Source organism: Nonomuraea sp. NPDC050383 (assembly GCF_044459125.1).
Taxonomy (GTDB): domain Bacteria; phylum Actinomycetota; class Actinomycetes; order Streptosporangiales; family Streptosporangiaceae; genus Nonomuraea.
Genome location: NZ_JBITIP010000016.1, coordinates 91,059 through 104,905, shown reverse-complemented (window position 1 = coordinate 104,905; position 13,847 = coordinate 91,059). Strand labels below are relative to the sequence as shown.

Sequence of the window (13,847 nt, the reverse complement as noted above, 5' to 3'; positions counted from 1 at the left end):
ATCGCGTTCCGATCCGGTGGCTCTGTCGATTCGGGCCGATCGCGCTCAGCTCGGCCGTTGAGCTGAAAGGTCGACCCTGCCCATGGCCGGGCGACGGATCACCGCTGTCGAACAGGTCCTACGCGAACCTGATCCCACTGAACCCTGGAGACGGCGCTCCTGGCGTTGCGCGCGCCCAGGTCACTCGCGGCGGCCTTCAGCATGGTCGTCAGCTTGGGGGCGTCCCTGGCGTCGAGGGTGCCGGAGGTGACGAGCGCCTGCGCGATGCTCCCGGCCGACCCCGAAGCTCCCTGGGCCGAGACCCATGAGTGAAGCGCCAGCGCGGCCCAGGTGGCGAAGAAGGCCGGCTTCGGCTTGTAGTCCTTGTCGAACATCAGTGGCCTGGCGCCGGGAATCCAGGTGAAGGCGTACTTGTCGGTGAAGCCCCAGAAGCTGATATCCCGGATTCCGGCGGCCAGCGCCTCGGAAACGACGCTCCAATAGATCTGCGCCTGGTCCGTATCGTGATTCGCGTCCGGGTTCAGGTGAACGTCCATCTCGGTGATGGCGACTTCGAGCCCGAGCGCTTTGTACGAGTTCACGATCCCGGTGATGACACCGGGGTCGGGCGGGGACAGGGTCAAGTGCGTTTCGAGGCCCACGCCGTCGATGGGCACGCCCCTGGCGACCAGGTCGGAAACGAGGCCATAAAGCTCCTGGCGCTTCGCCGGATAGAATTCGACGAGGGACTCGTTGATGAACAGCTTGGCGCCGGGGTCCGCGGCGTGCGCAATGCGGAATGCCTCGGCGAGATAATCGGGGCCGAGGACCCGGTAGAAGTAATTCTGTGCGAGCCCCGTACCACCGAAGGTGGACAATACCTCGGTGGCGACGTCCCACCGGTCCATCTTCCCCGCGTACCGAGTCATGATCGTCCGGAAGTGGGTGGTCATCGCGGCGCGGAGCCGGGCCGGGTCCTGGATCTGCTCCAGCCAGGCCGGGTTGCAGCAGCCGGAGATGAGGCCGTGGCCTTTCACGGCCATGTCGTGCTGTTCCGCGAAGTCGACGAGCCGGTCGAGCCCCGTGAACTCGAAGGCACCTTGTCGTGGCTGTACGAAGGACCACTTGAGCTCGTTCTCGGGCGACAGGCTGTTGAACTGCTGCGGGAGTATGCGAGCGAACTGCGGGTCGTCGAGATAGTGGGGATTGACCGCCCCGGAGCCGATGAGGATCCCCGCTTCAGCGGCTTTCTCCCGCAGTCTGATGACCGCCGCGTCAGCCGCTGCTACGGGGATGTACGCGCTGGTGACGAGCGTGAGCACAGCGGCAATCGCGAACGCTCTGAGTTGACGGAATCCGCGACGGTGAAGGGCTCGTGATCGAGTAGGTGAACAGCTTCGGGACGAATACTGATCTGCTTCGCGAGCGGGTGATTGATGACGCTCCAACGGAATTCCTCCGGCCCTGTGATCCTTGAAGGAGGCACAAGCATTGGCGTAATCCCCGATTTAGTCGCACATCGAAACACGGCCGCTCTCCGCTGTCAATGCCGCAAATAACTTTCACGGAATTTGCCTTTGGTGCACGGGTTTTGCGCAAGGCAATGGGCATGCCGAAAGAACGCCAGGCCGGCGAGGAGACCCCGGTCAGCTCGTGACTTCATCACCACCCGGCAGCGACTCAGGAATCGCCCACTCAAAGAAGGCGCGCATGCCGCGCTCCATGTCGGTGGACGGATCGATGAGCCATTGCAGTTGCAGCCCGTCCCACGTGCCGATGAGCAATTCACTCAGCAGTTCGGGGTCGCGCCCGCTGTCGATTCGGCCCTTCGTCCGGTCGAAGGCGAACGCCGCGGCGAGCGATTCTCGCTTGCTCCGGTATCTGTTGATGAACCAGTCGTGGGCAGGATGCTCCGGGGCGGACGACTCGGCAGCCAGAATCGCCAGGAGCCTGAGCAACTCCGGTCGTTCGAGGTTGGACCGTACCCGCTCCAGGGTGGCGAGGGCTACACCGTGCTCGGCACAATCCGCCTCGAAGTCGAAGGCGGCGAAGCCCGTACCGACTGTTTTGTCCGCCCGTTCCAGAACTGCTTCGAGGAGTTCGTACTTGGTCCCGAAGTGATGAACGATGCTGGTCAAGCTCAAATCAAGCTGCCGCGCGATGTCGCGCAACGAGCCGCCACGGTACCCGTGCGTCGCGAAGACGGTCGTGGCCGCTTCGATGATCTCCTTTGATCTCTGGGCCGACTTGGCATACGGGCCTCGAATGCGGGCGGGTTTGCCCGCGCGTCGGGGATCGGCCTCGGGCGGGGTTGTCACGGGCGCTCCTCGCTGATGGGGGCCTGGTTACGACAAGTTGATCTGCGGGAAATCTAGCCGAAGCAAAATGTAGCATGTGTACGGTTTTCGCTGTACTGTCACCTCAACCCAACCCCGGGACGGCTCGAAAGAGCCTGAATCCCACCGTGGCCAGGAGGTCGACATGACCAATTCCGCATCGATCAGCAGGCGCCGGTTACTGGCCGGCGCAGCGGCAGTCGCGGGGGTGCCCCTGCTTGGAGCGTGCAACGCGGGCCCGTCAAGCAAGGCGCCCAGCGGCGGGAACACGGCCGGCGCGGGCGCGGTGACCCTCACCATGATGTTCGGCGTCCAGGACCTGTCCAAGGCGCAGATCGCCGACTTCGAGGCGAAGAACCCGGGCATCAAGATCCAGTTCCTGGAGAACGACCCCACCCGCCTCAACGCCATGCTCGCCTCCGGCAACCCGCCGGACATCGTGATCGGCCCCGCCGTGGGCAGCGCGAACACCAACGCCCGCGGCCTCGCGGCCGACCTGACCCCCTACCTGGACAAGAGCCAGGCGCTGAAGAAGGACGACCTACAGCCCGTCAACGACAGCTTCCGCTGGGACGGCAGCAAGATCGGCTAGGGCGGCTACTACGGCATCGTCAAGGACTGGAGCCAGGACGCGACCCTCTGGTACAACACCGCCCTGTTCGACAAGGCGAAGGTGCCGTACCTGAGCGACACCGAGCCGGCGACCTACGACGAGCTGCTGGACATCGCCAAGCGGCTGACCGTCAAGGACGGCGGCAAGACCCTGGTCTTCGGCCTCGGCCTGGAGTGGGCGTGGAGCCTCATCGGCCCCATGGCCACGATGGTCCTCCAGCAGGGCGGCCAGCTGTACAAGGCGGACCTGACCGAGATCGACTTCAACTTCGCCGCCGCCCGCCGCGCCTTCCAGTGGTACGTCGACTTCGCCCAAGCGGGTGTCGGCCCGACGTCGCTGAACCCGCTGCCGGACGGCTCCGACATGTCCACCTTCAGCGCCAAGCGGATGGCGATCACGCAGGACGGCTACTGGTTCGGCGGCAACTTCATCGAGGACAAGGCGCTGAACGGCAGCATCCGGATGGCGCCCGCCCCGATCATGGGGGACAAGCGGGTCAGCGCCAGCTACTCCGGTCAAGGAGCGTGGATCCCGGCGGAGGCGAAGCACAAGGACGCCGCCTGGAAGCTGATGGAGTACTTCATGGCCGGCCCGCCCGCCGAGGAGCGAGCCAAGAGCGGATGGGGGCTGCCGGGGCTGAAGTCCCTGGCCTCGAAGCTGCCGCAGGATCTGCCCTACCAGAAGCAGGCCTACACCGTCGCCCAGAACGAGCTCCAGTACGCCGCGCCCCTGCCCGAATCGCCGTACGTCACGACCGACGCGTGCAACGTCGCGATCGACAAGCAACTGCAACGAGCCATCAAGAAGGAGCTCACCGTCGACGCCGCCTGCGCGGCGGTGACCGTCGAGATCAACAAGCTGCTGAAGCAGGGCAAAGAGCGGATCGGCTGAGCCCGGCATGGCACGACGCACCTGGTCCCGCTACCCGAAGAGGACCTTCTATCTGTTCGTCGGCCCGTGGGTGGCGGGCTTCCTGCTCCTGACCGCCGCACCGCTGGTGTACGCGTTCGCCGTGAGTCTCACCAACTTCGACGGCAGTTCGCCGCGCTGGCGCTGGGTCGGCTTCCGCAACTACGTCGAACTGCTCGGAGACGAATACGCCTGGGCGGCTCTGCTCAGGACCATCGGATACACCGCGATCGTGGTACCGCTCAGCGTCGCCGGTTCGCTCGGCCTGGCCGTCCTGCTCAACCGCCGCCTGAAGGCGGTGGGGCTCTGGCGCACCGTCTTCTACCTGCCGTCGGTCGTGCCGGTCGTCGCGACGGCCATCATGTGGAAGCTCGTCCTGAACCGCGACGCCGGCGTCCTCAACGCCCTCCTCGAATCCGTCGGGCTGGACGGGATCACCTGGCTGGTCGACCCGATGGCCTTCTACGCGCTCATCATCCTGACCCTGTGGGGCCTCGGCGGCGGCATGGTCATCATGCTCGCCGCGCTGCAGGGCGTCCCCAAGGAACTGGAGGACGCCGCCCGGGTGGACGGCGCCGGCCGCTGGAAGGCGTTCCGCTACGTGACAGTACCCATGATCTCGCCGGTCCTGTATTTCCAGGTGGTCACCGGCATCATCGCGACCCTCCAGATCGTCGTCCAGCCGCTGTTGCTGGCCGAGACCAACAGCATCTCGGGAGTCGGTCAGGTGCCGCAGAGCACGCACCTGTACATGGTGCAGGTCTGGGAGGAGTTCTTCCTCGGCAACCGCTTCGGGTACGGCTCGGCGATGTTGTGGGTCTTCTTCGTCATCATTCTCGCCTTCACACTGCTGGTCCAGCGGTCGAGCCGCTGGTGGGTCCACTACGAGGTGAACAGCGATGCAGACCGTTAGGAGCCGTCCCGTGCCTGCCAGCCGAGCTGCGGCGTCCCGCGGAAGGCCGCGGCGCAAACGCCGGAGCGCCGGCGGCGTCTACATCCTCCTATTGACGCTCGCCGTGGTCTTCATAGGCCCGATCTTCTGGCTGCTGCTGGCCGCGCTCAAGACCCGCGAGGAGTGGGTTGCGGTACCCACCAAGATCCTTCCCGGCCAGGCGCAGTGGAGCAACTTCGTCCACGCGCTCACCGACATCAACTTCCCCGCCTACGCGATGAACTCGTTGTTCCTGGCCACCGTCTACGCGGTACTCATCACCCTGTCCAGCGCGGCGGTCGGATTCGGATTCGCCCGGCTGCGAGGCCCCGGCAAGCGCGCGATGTTCCTCGTGCTGCTGTCCACCATGATGCTGCCGCAGGTGCTGACGCTCCTGCCGACCTACGTGCTGTTCTCCCGGATAGGGCTCGTCAACACCTACTGGCCGTGGGTCCTGTGGGGGCTGGCCGCCTCGCCCTTCCTGGTGTTCCTGTTCCGGCAGTTCTTCGCGGCGATCCCGCGCGAGCTGGAGGATGCCGCGATCATCGACGGCTGCGGATGGGGACGGATCTTCGCCACGATCTTCCTGCCGCTGTCCCGTCCCGTGCTCGTCACGGCGTTCCTGCTCTCCTTCACCTGGAGCTGGGGCGACTACATCGCACCCGCCCTGCTGCTCGACGTCGACCACACCACGCTCTCCGTGGCGATCACCGCCTGGTATCAGGACCCGCGCGGCAACCCCCTGCCGACCGTGCAGGCAGCCGCGGCCGGCCTCTACGTCATACCTGTGCTGCTGATCTTCCTGTTCGCCCAGCGTTACTTCGTCCGGAGCGTCGTCGCGTCCGGAATCAAGGGCTGACCCTTCAGCACCCATCCAAGGAGTTCGACCAGTTGACCACCATCAACCCCCCTGCCGTGCAGCTGTACACCCTGCGTGAACAACTGGCCGCCGACCGTCCCGGAGCGCTGGCCCAGGTGGCCGCCCTCGGTTTCCAGGCGGTGGAGGCGTACGACGTGCTCGCCGACACCGACGGGCTACGTGACGATCTGGCACGGGCCGGCCTGACCGTGTGCAGCATGCATGTCATGCTCTCCGGCGAGCAGACCGGCGAGGTCGTCGCCGCAGCAAGGACGCTGGGCACCGACACCGTCATCCTTCCCTACGCCCCGCCCGAGCGGTTCACCGACGCCGCCGGCATCGGCGAGCTCGCGCGGGAGCTGAACGACACCGCGCGCCGGTTCGCCGACGAGGGCCTGCGGCTGGGGTACCACAACCACGAGTTCGAGCTTTCGACGATCGTGGACGGTCATCCCGCCCTGGAGGTGCTGGCGGACGCCCTGGACGATCGCGTGCTGCTGGAAATAGACACGTACTGGGCGGCGGTCGGCGGGCAGGACGTGCCCGCGCTGCTGGGACGGCTGGGCGACCGGGTGCGCTACCTGCATGTCAAGGACGGCCCGGTGACCAAGGACGACCCGAATACCGCCGTGGGCGCCGGACGGATGCCGGTGGCCGAGATCCTGGCCGCGAGCCCGTCGGCGACCTGGCACGTGGTCGAACTCGACCGGTGCGCCACCGACATGCTGACCGCCGTCGGCGACAGCCTGGCCTGGCTGACCGAGCATCGGCAGGGTGCCTGATGACGCGCGGACCCGTCGGTGTCGCGGTCGTCGGCTGCGGCAACATCAGCGATGCGTACCTGAGCAACCTCACCGCATTCCCCGATCTGAGGGTGGTCTTCTGCGCCGACCTGGACGTCGAGCGGGCCAAGGCGCAGGCGGCCGAGTACGGCGTGCCGGGGGCGGGCACAGTGGCGCAGGCGATCGCCGATCCGGAGGTCGAACTCATCGTCAACCTGACCATTCCCGCCGCGCACGCGCCGATCGCGTCGGAGGCCATCGCCGCGGGCAAGCACGTCTGGATCGAGAAGCCGCTCGCCCTGAACACCGAGACCGGGCGGGGCCTGCTCGACGCGGCGGACGCGGCGGGCGTGCTGGTCGGCTGCGCTCCGGACACCGTACTCGGTGCCGGGCTGCAGACCACGCGGCGGCTGATCGAGGCCGGTGCCATCGGCACGCCGCTCACCGCCCTGGCCCTGCTGCAGGATCCCGGGCCGGATCGCTGGCACCCCGACCCGGCGTTCCTGTTCCAGCGCGGCGCGGGCCCGCTGTACGACATGGGGCCCTACTACCTGACCGCGCTGGCCACGATCTTCGGGCCGGCGGATTCGGTGGCGGCGCTGGGCCGGCGCAGCCACGACCGACGTGTCATCGGCGCCGGGCCCAAGGCCGGAAGCTCGTTCGACGTCGAGGTGCCGACCCACGTCGCCGCGCTGATCAACTACGCGGGCGGCCAGGCGGCCACCCTGCTGATGAGCTTCGACTCGCCCCTGCGGCGCGGTGGCTTCGTCGAGATCACCGGCACCGAGGCGACGTTCGCGACTCCCGACCCCAACCGCTTCGACGGCGATGTGCGCGTGCAGACCGCGGACGCCGACGACTGGGCGGTCATCCCGGCCACCGGGGCGGCCCAGGGCCGTGGCCTCGGCGTCCTGGACATGGCCCGGGCCATCCGCAACGGCGGCCGGCCGCGCGCATCCGGCGAGCTGGCACTGCACGTCCTCGACGTCATGGAGGCGATCACGGCCTCCGCCGACACCGGGAGCTTCGTGCCGGTCCGGACCACCTTCACCGCGCCCGACGTGCTGGCTGCGGACTGGGATCCGCTGGCCCGCACCGTCTGAGCAGGAGGAGAAAGACCAGTGTCACTCAAGGCAGAAACATCGGTTCTCGGCGTGGGTATGGTCGGCTACGCGTTCATGGGCGCCGCCCACTCACACGCTTGGCGTACGGCGGCGCACGCTTTCGACCTGCCGTTGCGGCCCGCCTTGGTCGCCCTGTGCGGCCGCGACGGCACCGCGACGCGGGCCGCGGCAGGCCGCCTGGGCTGGCAGTCCGCCGAGACCGACTGGCGGGCCCTGATCAGCAGGGACGACATCGACCTCATCGACATGTGCACGCCCGGGGACTCGCACGCCGAGATCGCGGTCGCCGCGCTGAACGCCGGCAAGCACGTGTTGTGCGAGAAGCCGCTGGCCAACACGGTGGCCGAGGCTGAGGCCATGGCTGACGCGGCGGAAAAGGCCGCCGCCCGCGGGGTCCGCTCGATGGTCGGCTTCAACTACTGCCGGGTCCCCGCGCTCGCGCTGGCCCGGCAACTGGTGCGTGATTGGGCGGATCGGCCAGATCCGCCATGTCCGGGCCAGTTACCAGCAGGACTGGCTCGCCTGCCCACGGTGACGCTCGCCGGAATCGGAGGCTGTCATGCGCAAGCGAAAAGTGATCATCAACAGCGACGCCAAGAACGAGGCGGACGACCAGTTCGCCATCGTCCACGGGCTGCTGTCGCCGACCTTCGACGTGCGTGGGCTGATTCCGGCGCACTTCGGGACGGGACGAACACAGCGGAGCATGGAGGAGTCACGCGAAGAGATCGACCTCCTCCTGGACCTCCTTGGCCTGCGGGGCGCTGTCACCGTGGCCGACGGCGCGGCGGCAGCTCTGCCGGATGAGTGGACCCCGGCGGAGTCCCCGGGCGCGCGACTGATCATCGAGGAGTCGAAGCTCGCCATCGCCCGGGACCCGCTCTATGTGGCCTTCCTCGGACCCCTGACCGACCTGGCCTCCGCCATCCTGCTGGACCCGGACCTGGTCCGCCGTCCGGTCGTCGCGATCTGGACAGGCGGCCCGGGATATCGGGGCTATGACGAAGGCCCCTGGATCGAGTTCAACCTCTCCAACGACCTCCACGCCGCGAACGTCGTGTTCGGCTCAGGGATCACCTTGTGGCAGGTGCCGAGGGACGTTTACACCAAGGTCTCGGTGAGCTACGCCGAACTGGAGGAGAAGATCGGCGGCGCCGGTCCCCTGGGGCGCTACCTGATCGACCAGCTACACGAGTGGAATGCGACCCACAACCTGGAGCCGATCGAGTCCCGGTCCCTGGGTGACTCGCCGGCCATCGCGCTGATGCTCTTCCCGCAGAGCGGGAGTCTCCGGGTCCGGCCTGCCCCTCGCTTCGGCGCCGACGGCTCCCTGCTGGCAGGCTCCAATAAGCCGATCTGGGTCTGCGAGGACGTCGACGTCCGCTTCCTGCTTGAGGACATGTTCGCCAAGATCCGGGCCTTCGGCGCCCGACCGGTCTGACACACAAGGCCTCCCGGCTGGTCAGCTGGGAGGCCTTGTCATTCGGCTCTATCGGATGGCCTAAGCGCGAAGGGCGTCGATCAGGGCATCGACGGCAGTGAGCGCGGCGGCCGTGTCGAGTCCTGCGCGGGAGACCAGCGAAAGGCCCTGGACGGTGAACAGCAGTAGCTGTGCCTGGGCCTCGGGGGCGGCGCTCTGGGTGACCTCGCCGTCGGCCTGCGCGCGCCGCAGGGCGTCGGCGACGATCTGGGTGAAGCGGGTGTGCGAGCGGGCTACGACTTCGCGGGCCTCGGCATCCTGCGGAACAAGTTCGGCGGTGGTGTTGCCGATCATGCACCCTAGCGGACTGCCGGCATCGGAGGCGTACTCGTGCGTCCGGGCCGGAGTGGCGAGCACCTCGCGCAGCGCCGGCAGCACCGGCCCGGCCTCCAGTGCCGCGATTAGCTGGCGCTCGTAGGTGTCCCAGTACAACTGGACCGCTGCCAGGTAGAAATTCCGCTTGTCGCCGAAGGCGCCGTACAGGCTGCCCCGCTCCAGGGCCAGCGCGTCGACCAGGTCCTGAACGGAGGTCGCTCCGTAGCCCCGGGACCAGAACAGCAGGAGAGCGCGCTCCAGGGCCTGGTCTTTGTCGAATGCGCGGGGGCGTCCTGTCCGTGCCATATTCCCAGGTTACGACTTTTTGACCGCGTGCACAAAATGCCGTACGTTGTGGGCTGACCGACTTATTGAACGACCACATAGAAGTCCTCTGGCGGGCGAGCGCGCCAGAGGACGAGAGGCAGGATCACATGGACTTCAACGGCAAGACGGCGCTGATCACCGGATCGGGCGCCATCGGCGGGCTCGGGCACGCGACAGCGAGAATCCTCGCCGCCGGCGGGGCCAACGTGATCATCACGGGCACCGACCCGGACCGCGGCGCCCAGGTCGTGGACGACGTGCGGGCCAGCGCGGCCGGCACCGTGCGCTTCATTCCCGCCGACCTGGCCGGCCCGCAGGCCGTGCAGCGGCTGGCCGAGGACGCCGGGGCGGTGGACATTCTCGTCAACAACGCGGGTGTCGTCCCGTTCAGTGCGACCGCCGACCAGGACATCTCCGCCTACGACGCCGCCTTCGCGGTCAACGTGCGCGCGCCGTTCGTCCTGGTCGCCCAGCTCGCGCCGAAGATGGCTGCCGGCGGGGGCGGCAGCATCGTCAACGTCAGCTCCACCGCGGCCGGCCTGGGCATGCCGCCGATGGCGGTCTACGGTGCCACCAAGGCGGCGCTGGAGTCCCTGACCCGCACCTGGGCGGCCGAGTTCGCCGCGTCGAACGTGCGTGTCAACGCCGTGTCACCCGGCCCGATGACCACCTCAAAGGTGGTGGCGGCCATGGGTCCGGACCTGGGCGGCATGGGTTTGTCGACCGCGCTGAAGCGCACCGCCGACCCGGCCGAGGTCGCCCAGGTCATCGCCTTCCTCGCCAGCGACCAGGCAAGCTACGTCACCGGCGCGGTCGTGGCCGCCGACGGTGGCCGGACCGCCATCTGACCCCGAATGCGCTGGCCAGAGCCACGTCCACAGTGAGGAAGCCTGCCTCTGGCGGGTGTTCCGTGATGGCGGGAATGGCCCGTCATCGTTACCGGAATCACGCGCCTTGGCGCGAGTGAGGAGAATGAGGTCAATGGGTCGTCTTGCGGGAAAGTACGCACTGATCACGGGAGGGACGAGCGGCATCGGGCTGGAGACAGCCCGTGAGTTCCTCGCCGAGGGAGCGGCTGTCGCGATCACCGGCCGCTCGCGGGAACGGCTGGAGGAGGCCGCCCGGCAGCTGGACGGACCGCTGCTGCCCATCGTCAGCGACGCCGGCGACGTCCCCAGCCAGGCGGCACTCGCGGCGCGGCTGCAGGAGGAATGGCCGCAGCTCGACATCTTGATGAGCAACGCCGCCGACGTCACTCATCTCCCGATCGAGGAATGGACCGAGGAGGCATTCGACAGGCTCGTCGCCACCAATCTCAAGGGGCCGTTCTTCCTGATCAAGGCATTGCTGCCGCTCTTGTCACGGCAAGCCTCGGTCATCCTCGTCGGCTCTGTCTCCGCTTTCATCGGGCACGAGAACGCGGCAGTCTACGGTGCCGCCAAGGCAGGCCTGCTGTCCTTTTCCCGCGGGCTGACCTACGAGCTCAAGGACCGGGGCATCAGGGTCAACGGGCTGAGCCCGGGGCCGACCCTCACGGACACGTTCAAGTCGCTCGGCCCCGAGCGACAGGCCGCCATCTACGACGAACTCCGGCAGACCGTGCCCCTCCATCGCATCGGCACCGCCACCGAGCTGGCGAAGGCAGCTGTCTACCTCGCCTCTGACGAGTCCGCCTACACCGCCGGCACCGTCCTGCGCGTCGACGGTGGCATCGGAGAACTCGCCTACTAACCTCGATTCGTCAGCAGTCCTGCCCACACTCTCGATTGTGCCGATCGGCCAGGTTGCCAGATAACCGGGCATCGAAGCTCCCGCGCCGGACGACGGCCGCCCAGCCCGCACCCGGCTTGATCGCTATCTCGCCGGATAACCGAGATCATCCAAGAACTGGCCGAGCCCCACGCCCTCTGTGCGAAGGAACGGAATCCGGCGTTAACCGCGTCTGGAAGACCGCGATGACAGAGGCTCACTGACCTGCGGAAATCCCGTTGAAGCCGGATTCCGTTCCAAATCTCTGACCGCCGACACGGCCCCTGAGCAGCAACCAATCGGTCAGTGGCGATAGTGGGCCGATGTCAGTGGACCTACCGCCATCCAGCGGCCCGATGCTGGTGGCTGGGCTACTCGAAGACGCGGTCGACGACGGCGGCTTGCTCGGCGGTGCCCGCTCGGAAGTACCGGGCTGAAGTGTCGAGGGAGGCGTGGCCGAGGAGGGCTTGAACCTGGGCGACGTCGGCGCCGCCTTCACGCAGCCGGGTGGCGTAGGTGTGGCGCAGCCGATGTGGGCGCAGGCCGGGGAGTTTGGCGTCATCGCCGACAGCCAGCACGACCTGGACAATCCCGGAGATGGTCAGGGTTCCGCGCTGGCCGACCCACAGCGAGCCGGGATGGCGGCCGCGGAGGTCGAGCCAGGTGGAGATGCGCTCTCGCACGATCGGGGGGAGCGGGACGACCCGGACCTGGTCGCCCTTGCCGTGCTGACGGATCGTGCCGGTGCGGGCCGTGATCGCGATGTCATCGACCTCCAGCCGCGCGCACTCCTCTTCGCGGGCTCCGCCGTACAGCAGGATCGCGATGATCGCCGCGTCACGAGCGCCGCGGCGGGCGGCGGCGCGCTCGACGGCGCCCTGCTCGGTGGTGGTGAGGGCGTCGGGCTCGCCCGGTTTGGGGACGGTGGCGCGTTTGACGCGGATGCGCAGCCCCAGCTGGGCGTACATGAGCGTGAGCGCGGCGATGCCCTGGTTGATGGTGTTGGGCGCGGCCCGGCCGTCGATCCGGCTCCGGCGCCAGGCGGTGACCGCGGCTTCGGCGCCCACCAGGTCGGCGAAGGCGTCGTCACGCTCGGCGGCGTGCTCGGCCAGCCACGCGACGTAGGCGGCGATCTGCCGCCGATAGGCCTTGACCGTGTTGGCCGACAGCTTGCACCGGTCGAGGTGACGGTGCGCCGCCACCACGGCCTCACGAGCGGCAGCGCCGACGTCGCCGGCGGGCCGGAGCGCGACGACATTGGGCATGACGCGATCACCCTCGCCCGTCAGCGTCGCCGTCGAGCGGGCCGGCCTCCCAGGTGCTGCGCCGGAGCGCCTCGCGCGCGGTGTCCTCGGCCCGCCAGGCGGTGCGCATCTGCGCCAGCAACTCGCCGGTGCGCTCGAAGCCCGCCTCCGCCAGCCCCGCCAGTTCCTCGCGCAGCGTGCGGCCAACGCGGTCGCAGGTGGCGCTCGCCTCGTCGCGGAGGCGGCGGGCCCTGGCGACCCGGGCCGGATCGCCGCTGGCCGCCGCGGCCGCCAGCTCGGCTTCCGCCTGTCCATACCGCTCATGCAGCGCCTGGTGCTCGGCGGCGAGGTCGGCTTGCCGGGCGTGGGTGACGAGGCCCTCGGCGTGGTTGATCGTCACGAGCTCGGCCACCGCGCGGTGCTCGGTGTCGGCTCGGTCGAGGAGCGCATCGACCTCGGGCTGCCCGGTCCGGTGTGAGTGGGGATCCGCCGTCATTGGCGCCCGCTCCTTATTATCCGCTGAGTTCAGCCCCGGCTTCTGATTCTCCGGCGGCGACGTTATCCACTGAGATGCTAGCCATTCTCAGCGGATAATCTCTCTCATCCACTGAGCTGCCTTCATTAGGATCGATTGTTATCTCGGGTTCTTGGGCCTTCTCACAGGTCGAAGAGACGTGATCTTGTCAGGCACGTAGGCATATGGGCTGGTGTGCACGGCACGTTGCGGTGCCGTCCGCCGCCTGCGCCGCCACACCCCCGCACATCGCGGCGACCGCGCCGCCCAGCTGTGGAACGCGTTCATCGACGACCGCCACCTCCTGCGCTAGCGGGTGCGATGGTCGCCGCTGCTGAGCAGGAGAGGTGGAGGTTCCAGGCTGCCGATGCCGACCAGCACGACGGTCAAGTCGTTCCGTTGGGCCTGGACGTCGATCATCATGGGGTTCTGCAGGAGCGCGTCGCGGATGGTTGTGGTCGCGACCACTCCGGGCAAGGGGACGAGACGGGCCAGGCGTTGCTCAGGTTGGCCAGGCGCGTGGCGTGCACCTGGGTCTCGGAGTTGCCGACGCCACCGACGAGTTGCCTGACGCGGTCGACGACCTTGGAGTTCTTCTGCGGCATGCGTTCGACGGTAGTGAGCAGGGTCTCGCTCGGCGAGCTGGTCGAAGTCCAAGGAGCAGGCCGTCCACCTGGCGTGGGTG

Annotated in this window: 13 protein-coding genes and 2 pseudogenes; 9 read left to right on the top strand and 6 right to left on the bottom strand. The window is 68.0% G+C overall.

Annotation, left to right across the window (positions count from 1 at the left end):
* Positions 1-98: 98 nt before the first annotated feature.
* Both ACIBG4_RS32515 and ACIBG4_RS32510 read right to left on the bottom strand, forming a co-directional pair.
* A complete protein-coding gene (locus ACIBG4_RS32515) occupies positions 99-1,301 on the bottom strand; it encodes an endo-1,4-beta-xylanase (RefSeq protein WP_397205160.1) in 1,203 nt (400 codons plus the stop codon).
* Positions 1,302-1,625: 324 nt separating this feature from the next.
* On the bottom strand, positions 1,626-2,297 hold the full coding sequence (locus ACIBG4_RS32510) for a TetR/AcrR family transcriptional regulator (RefSeq protein ID WP_397205158.1): 672 nt from the start codon (positions 2,295-2,297) through the stop codon (positions 1,626-1,628).
* Between the two features lie 163 nt (positions 2,298-2,460).
* On the opposite strand from ACIBG4_RS32510, the pseudogene ACIBG4_RS32505 reads away from it, so the two are divergent.
* The 7 genes and pseudogenes from ACIBG4_RS32505 (at position 2,461) to ACIBG4_RS32475 (ending at position 8,974) form a co-directional block, all read left to right on the top strand.
* A pseudogene (locus tag ACIBG4_RS32505) lies at positions 2,461-3,819 on the top strand (ABC transporter substrate-binding protein).
* A 7-nt stretch (positions 3,820-3,826) separates the two neighbouring features.
* Positions 3,827-4,750 carry a carbohydrate ABC transporter permease gene (locus ACIBG4_RS32500; RefSeq protein WP_397205156.1) on the top strand — a complete coding sequence of 308 codons (924 nt, stop codon included), beginning with the start codon at positions 3,827-3,829 and terminating at the stop codon, positions 4,748-4,750.
* A 91-nt stretch (positions 4,751-4,841) separates the two neighbouring features.
* Positions 4,842-5,627, top strand: a complete 786-nt coding sequence (locus ACIBG4_RS32495; protein ID WP_397205154.1) for a carbohydrate ABC transporter permease — start codon at positions 4,842-4,844, stop codon at positions 5,625-5,627.
* A 32-nt stretch (positions 5,628-5,659) separates the two neighbouring features.
* On the top strand, positions 5,660-6,409 hold the full coding sequence (locus ACIBG4_RS32490) for a sugar phosphate isomerase/epimerase family protein (protein ID WP_397205152.1): 750 nt from the start codon (positions 5,660-5,662) through the stop codon (positions 6,407-6,409).
* Positions 6,409-7,512: a Gfo/Idh/MocA family protein gene (locus tag ACIBG4_RS32485; protein WP_397205150.1), complete on the top strand. Its 1,104-nt coding sequence runs from the start codon at positions 6,409-6,411 to the stop codon at positions 7,510-7,512. Before ACIBG4_RS32490 ends, ACIBG4_RS32485 begins: the two co-directional genes overlap by 1 nt.
* Positions 7,513-7,569: 57 nt before the next feature.
* Positions 7,570-7,860: pseudogene (locus tag ACIBG4_RS32480) on the top strand (Gfo/Idh/MocA family protein); the annotation flags it as partial.
* A gap of 247 nt (positions 7,861-8,107) precedes the next feature.
* Positions 8,108-8,974 carry a nucleoside hydrolase gene (locus tag ACIBG4_RS32475; protein WP_397205148.1) on the top strand — a complete coding sequence of 289 codons (867 nt, stop codon included), beginning with the start codon at positions 8,108-8,110 and terminating at the stop codon, positions 8,972-8,974.
* Between the two features lie 60 nt (positions 8,975-9,034).
* Here ACIBG4_RS32475 and ACIBG4_RS32470 read toward each other — a convergent pair whose 3' ends face one another.
* Positions 9,035-9,634: a TetR/AcrR family transcriptional regulator gene (locus tag ACIBG4_RS32470; protein WP_397205146.1), complete on the bottom strand. Its 600-nt coding sequence runs from the start codon at positions 9,632-9,634 to the stop codon at positions 9,035-9,037.
* Positions 9,635-9,762: 128 nt separating this feature from the next.
* Between ACIBG4_RS32470 and ACIBG4_RS32465 the strand changes: the two genes are divergently transcribed.
* Together ACIBG4_RS32465 and ACIBG4_RS32460 are read left to right on the top strand one after the other, a co-directional pair.
* The gene (locus tag ACIBG4_RS32465; protein WP_397205144.1) at positions 9,763-10,503 is read left to right on the top strand and encodes an SDR family NAD(P)-dependent oxidoreductase; all 741 of its coding nucleotides are present in this window, start codon (positions 9,763-9,765) and stop codon (positions 10,501-10,503) included.
* Between the two features lie 133 nt (positions 10,504-10,636).
* A complete protein-coding gene (locus ACIBG4_RS32460) occupies positions 10,637-11,386 on the top strand; it encodes an SDR family oxidoreductase (RefSeq protein ID WP_397205142.1) in 750 nt (249 codons plus the stop codon).
* A 389-nt stretch (positions 11,387-11,775) separates the two neighbouring features.
* On the opposite strand, the gene ACIBG4_RS32455 is transcribed toward ACIBG4_RS32460, so the two are convergent.
* From ACIBG4_RS32455 to ACIBG4_RS32445, 3 genes are all read right to left on the bottom strand, one after another.
* Positions 11,776-12,669, bottom strand: coding sequence for a tyrosine-type recombinase/integrase (locus ACIBG4_RS32455; protein ID WP_397205140.1), 894 nt, complete (start codon positions 12,667-12,669; stop codon positions 11,776-11,778).
* 7 nt (positions 12,670-12,676) lie between these two features.
* On the bottom strand, positions 12,677-13,144 hold the full coding sequence (locus ACIBG4_RS32450; protein ID WP_397205138.1) for a hypothetical protein: 468 nt from the start codon (positions 13,142-13,144) through the stop codon (positions 12,677-12,679).
* Positions 13,145-13,471: 327 nt separating this feature from the next.
* Complete coding sequence (locus tag ACIBG4_RS32445; protein ID WP_397205136.1) at positions 13,472-13,630, bottom strand: hypothetical protein; 159 nt, start codon at positions 13,628-13,630, stop codon at positions 13,472-13,474.
* Positions 13,631-13,847 lie beyond the last annotated feature (217 nt).

Coding starts and splice junctions, on each gene's coding strand:
- ACIBG4_RS32500 (WP_397205156.1), top strand. CDS start 3,827: ATGGCACGACGCACCTGGTCCCGCTACCCGAAGAGGACCTTCTATCTG.
- ACIBG4_RS32485 (WP_397205150.1), top strand. CDS start 6,409: ATGACGCGCGGACCCGTCGGTGTCGCGGTCGTCGGCTGCGGCAACATC.
- ACIBG4_RS32470 (WP_397205146.1), bottom strand. CDS start 9,634: ATGGCACGGACAGGACGCCCCCGCGCATTCGACAAAGACCAGGCCCTG.
- ACIBG4_RS32465 (WP_397205144.1), top strand. CDS start 9,763: ATGGACTTCAACGGCAAGACGGCGCTGATCACCGGATCGGGCGCCATC.
- ACIBG4_RS32460 (WP_397205142.1), top strand. CDS start 10,637: ATGGGTCGTCTTGCGGGAAAGTACGCACTGATCACGGGAGGGACGAGC.
- ACIBG4_RS32455 (WP_397205140.1), bottom strand. CDS start 12,669: ATGCCCAATGTCGTCGCGCTCCGGCCCGCCGGCGACGTCGGCGCTGCC.
- ACIBG4_RS32450 (WP_397205138.1), bottom strand. CDS start 13,144: ATGACGGCGGATCCCCACTCACACCGGACCGGGCAGCCCGAGGTCGAT.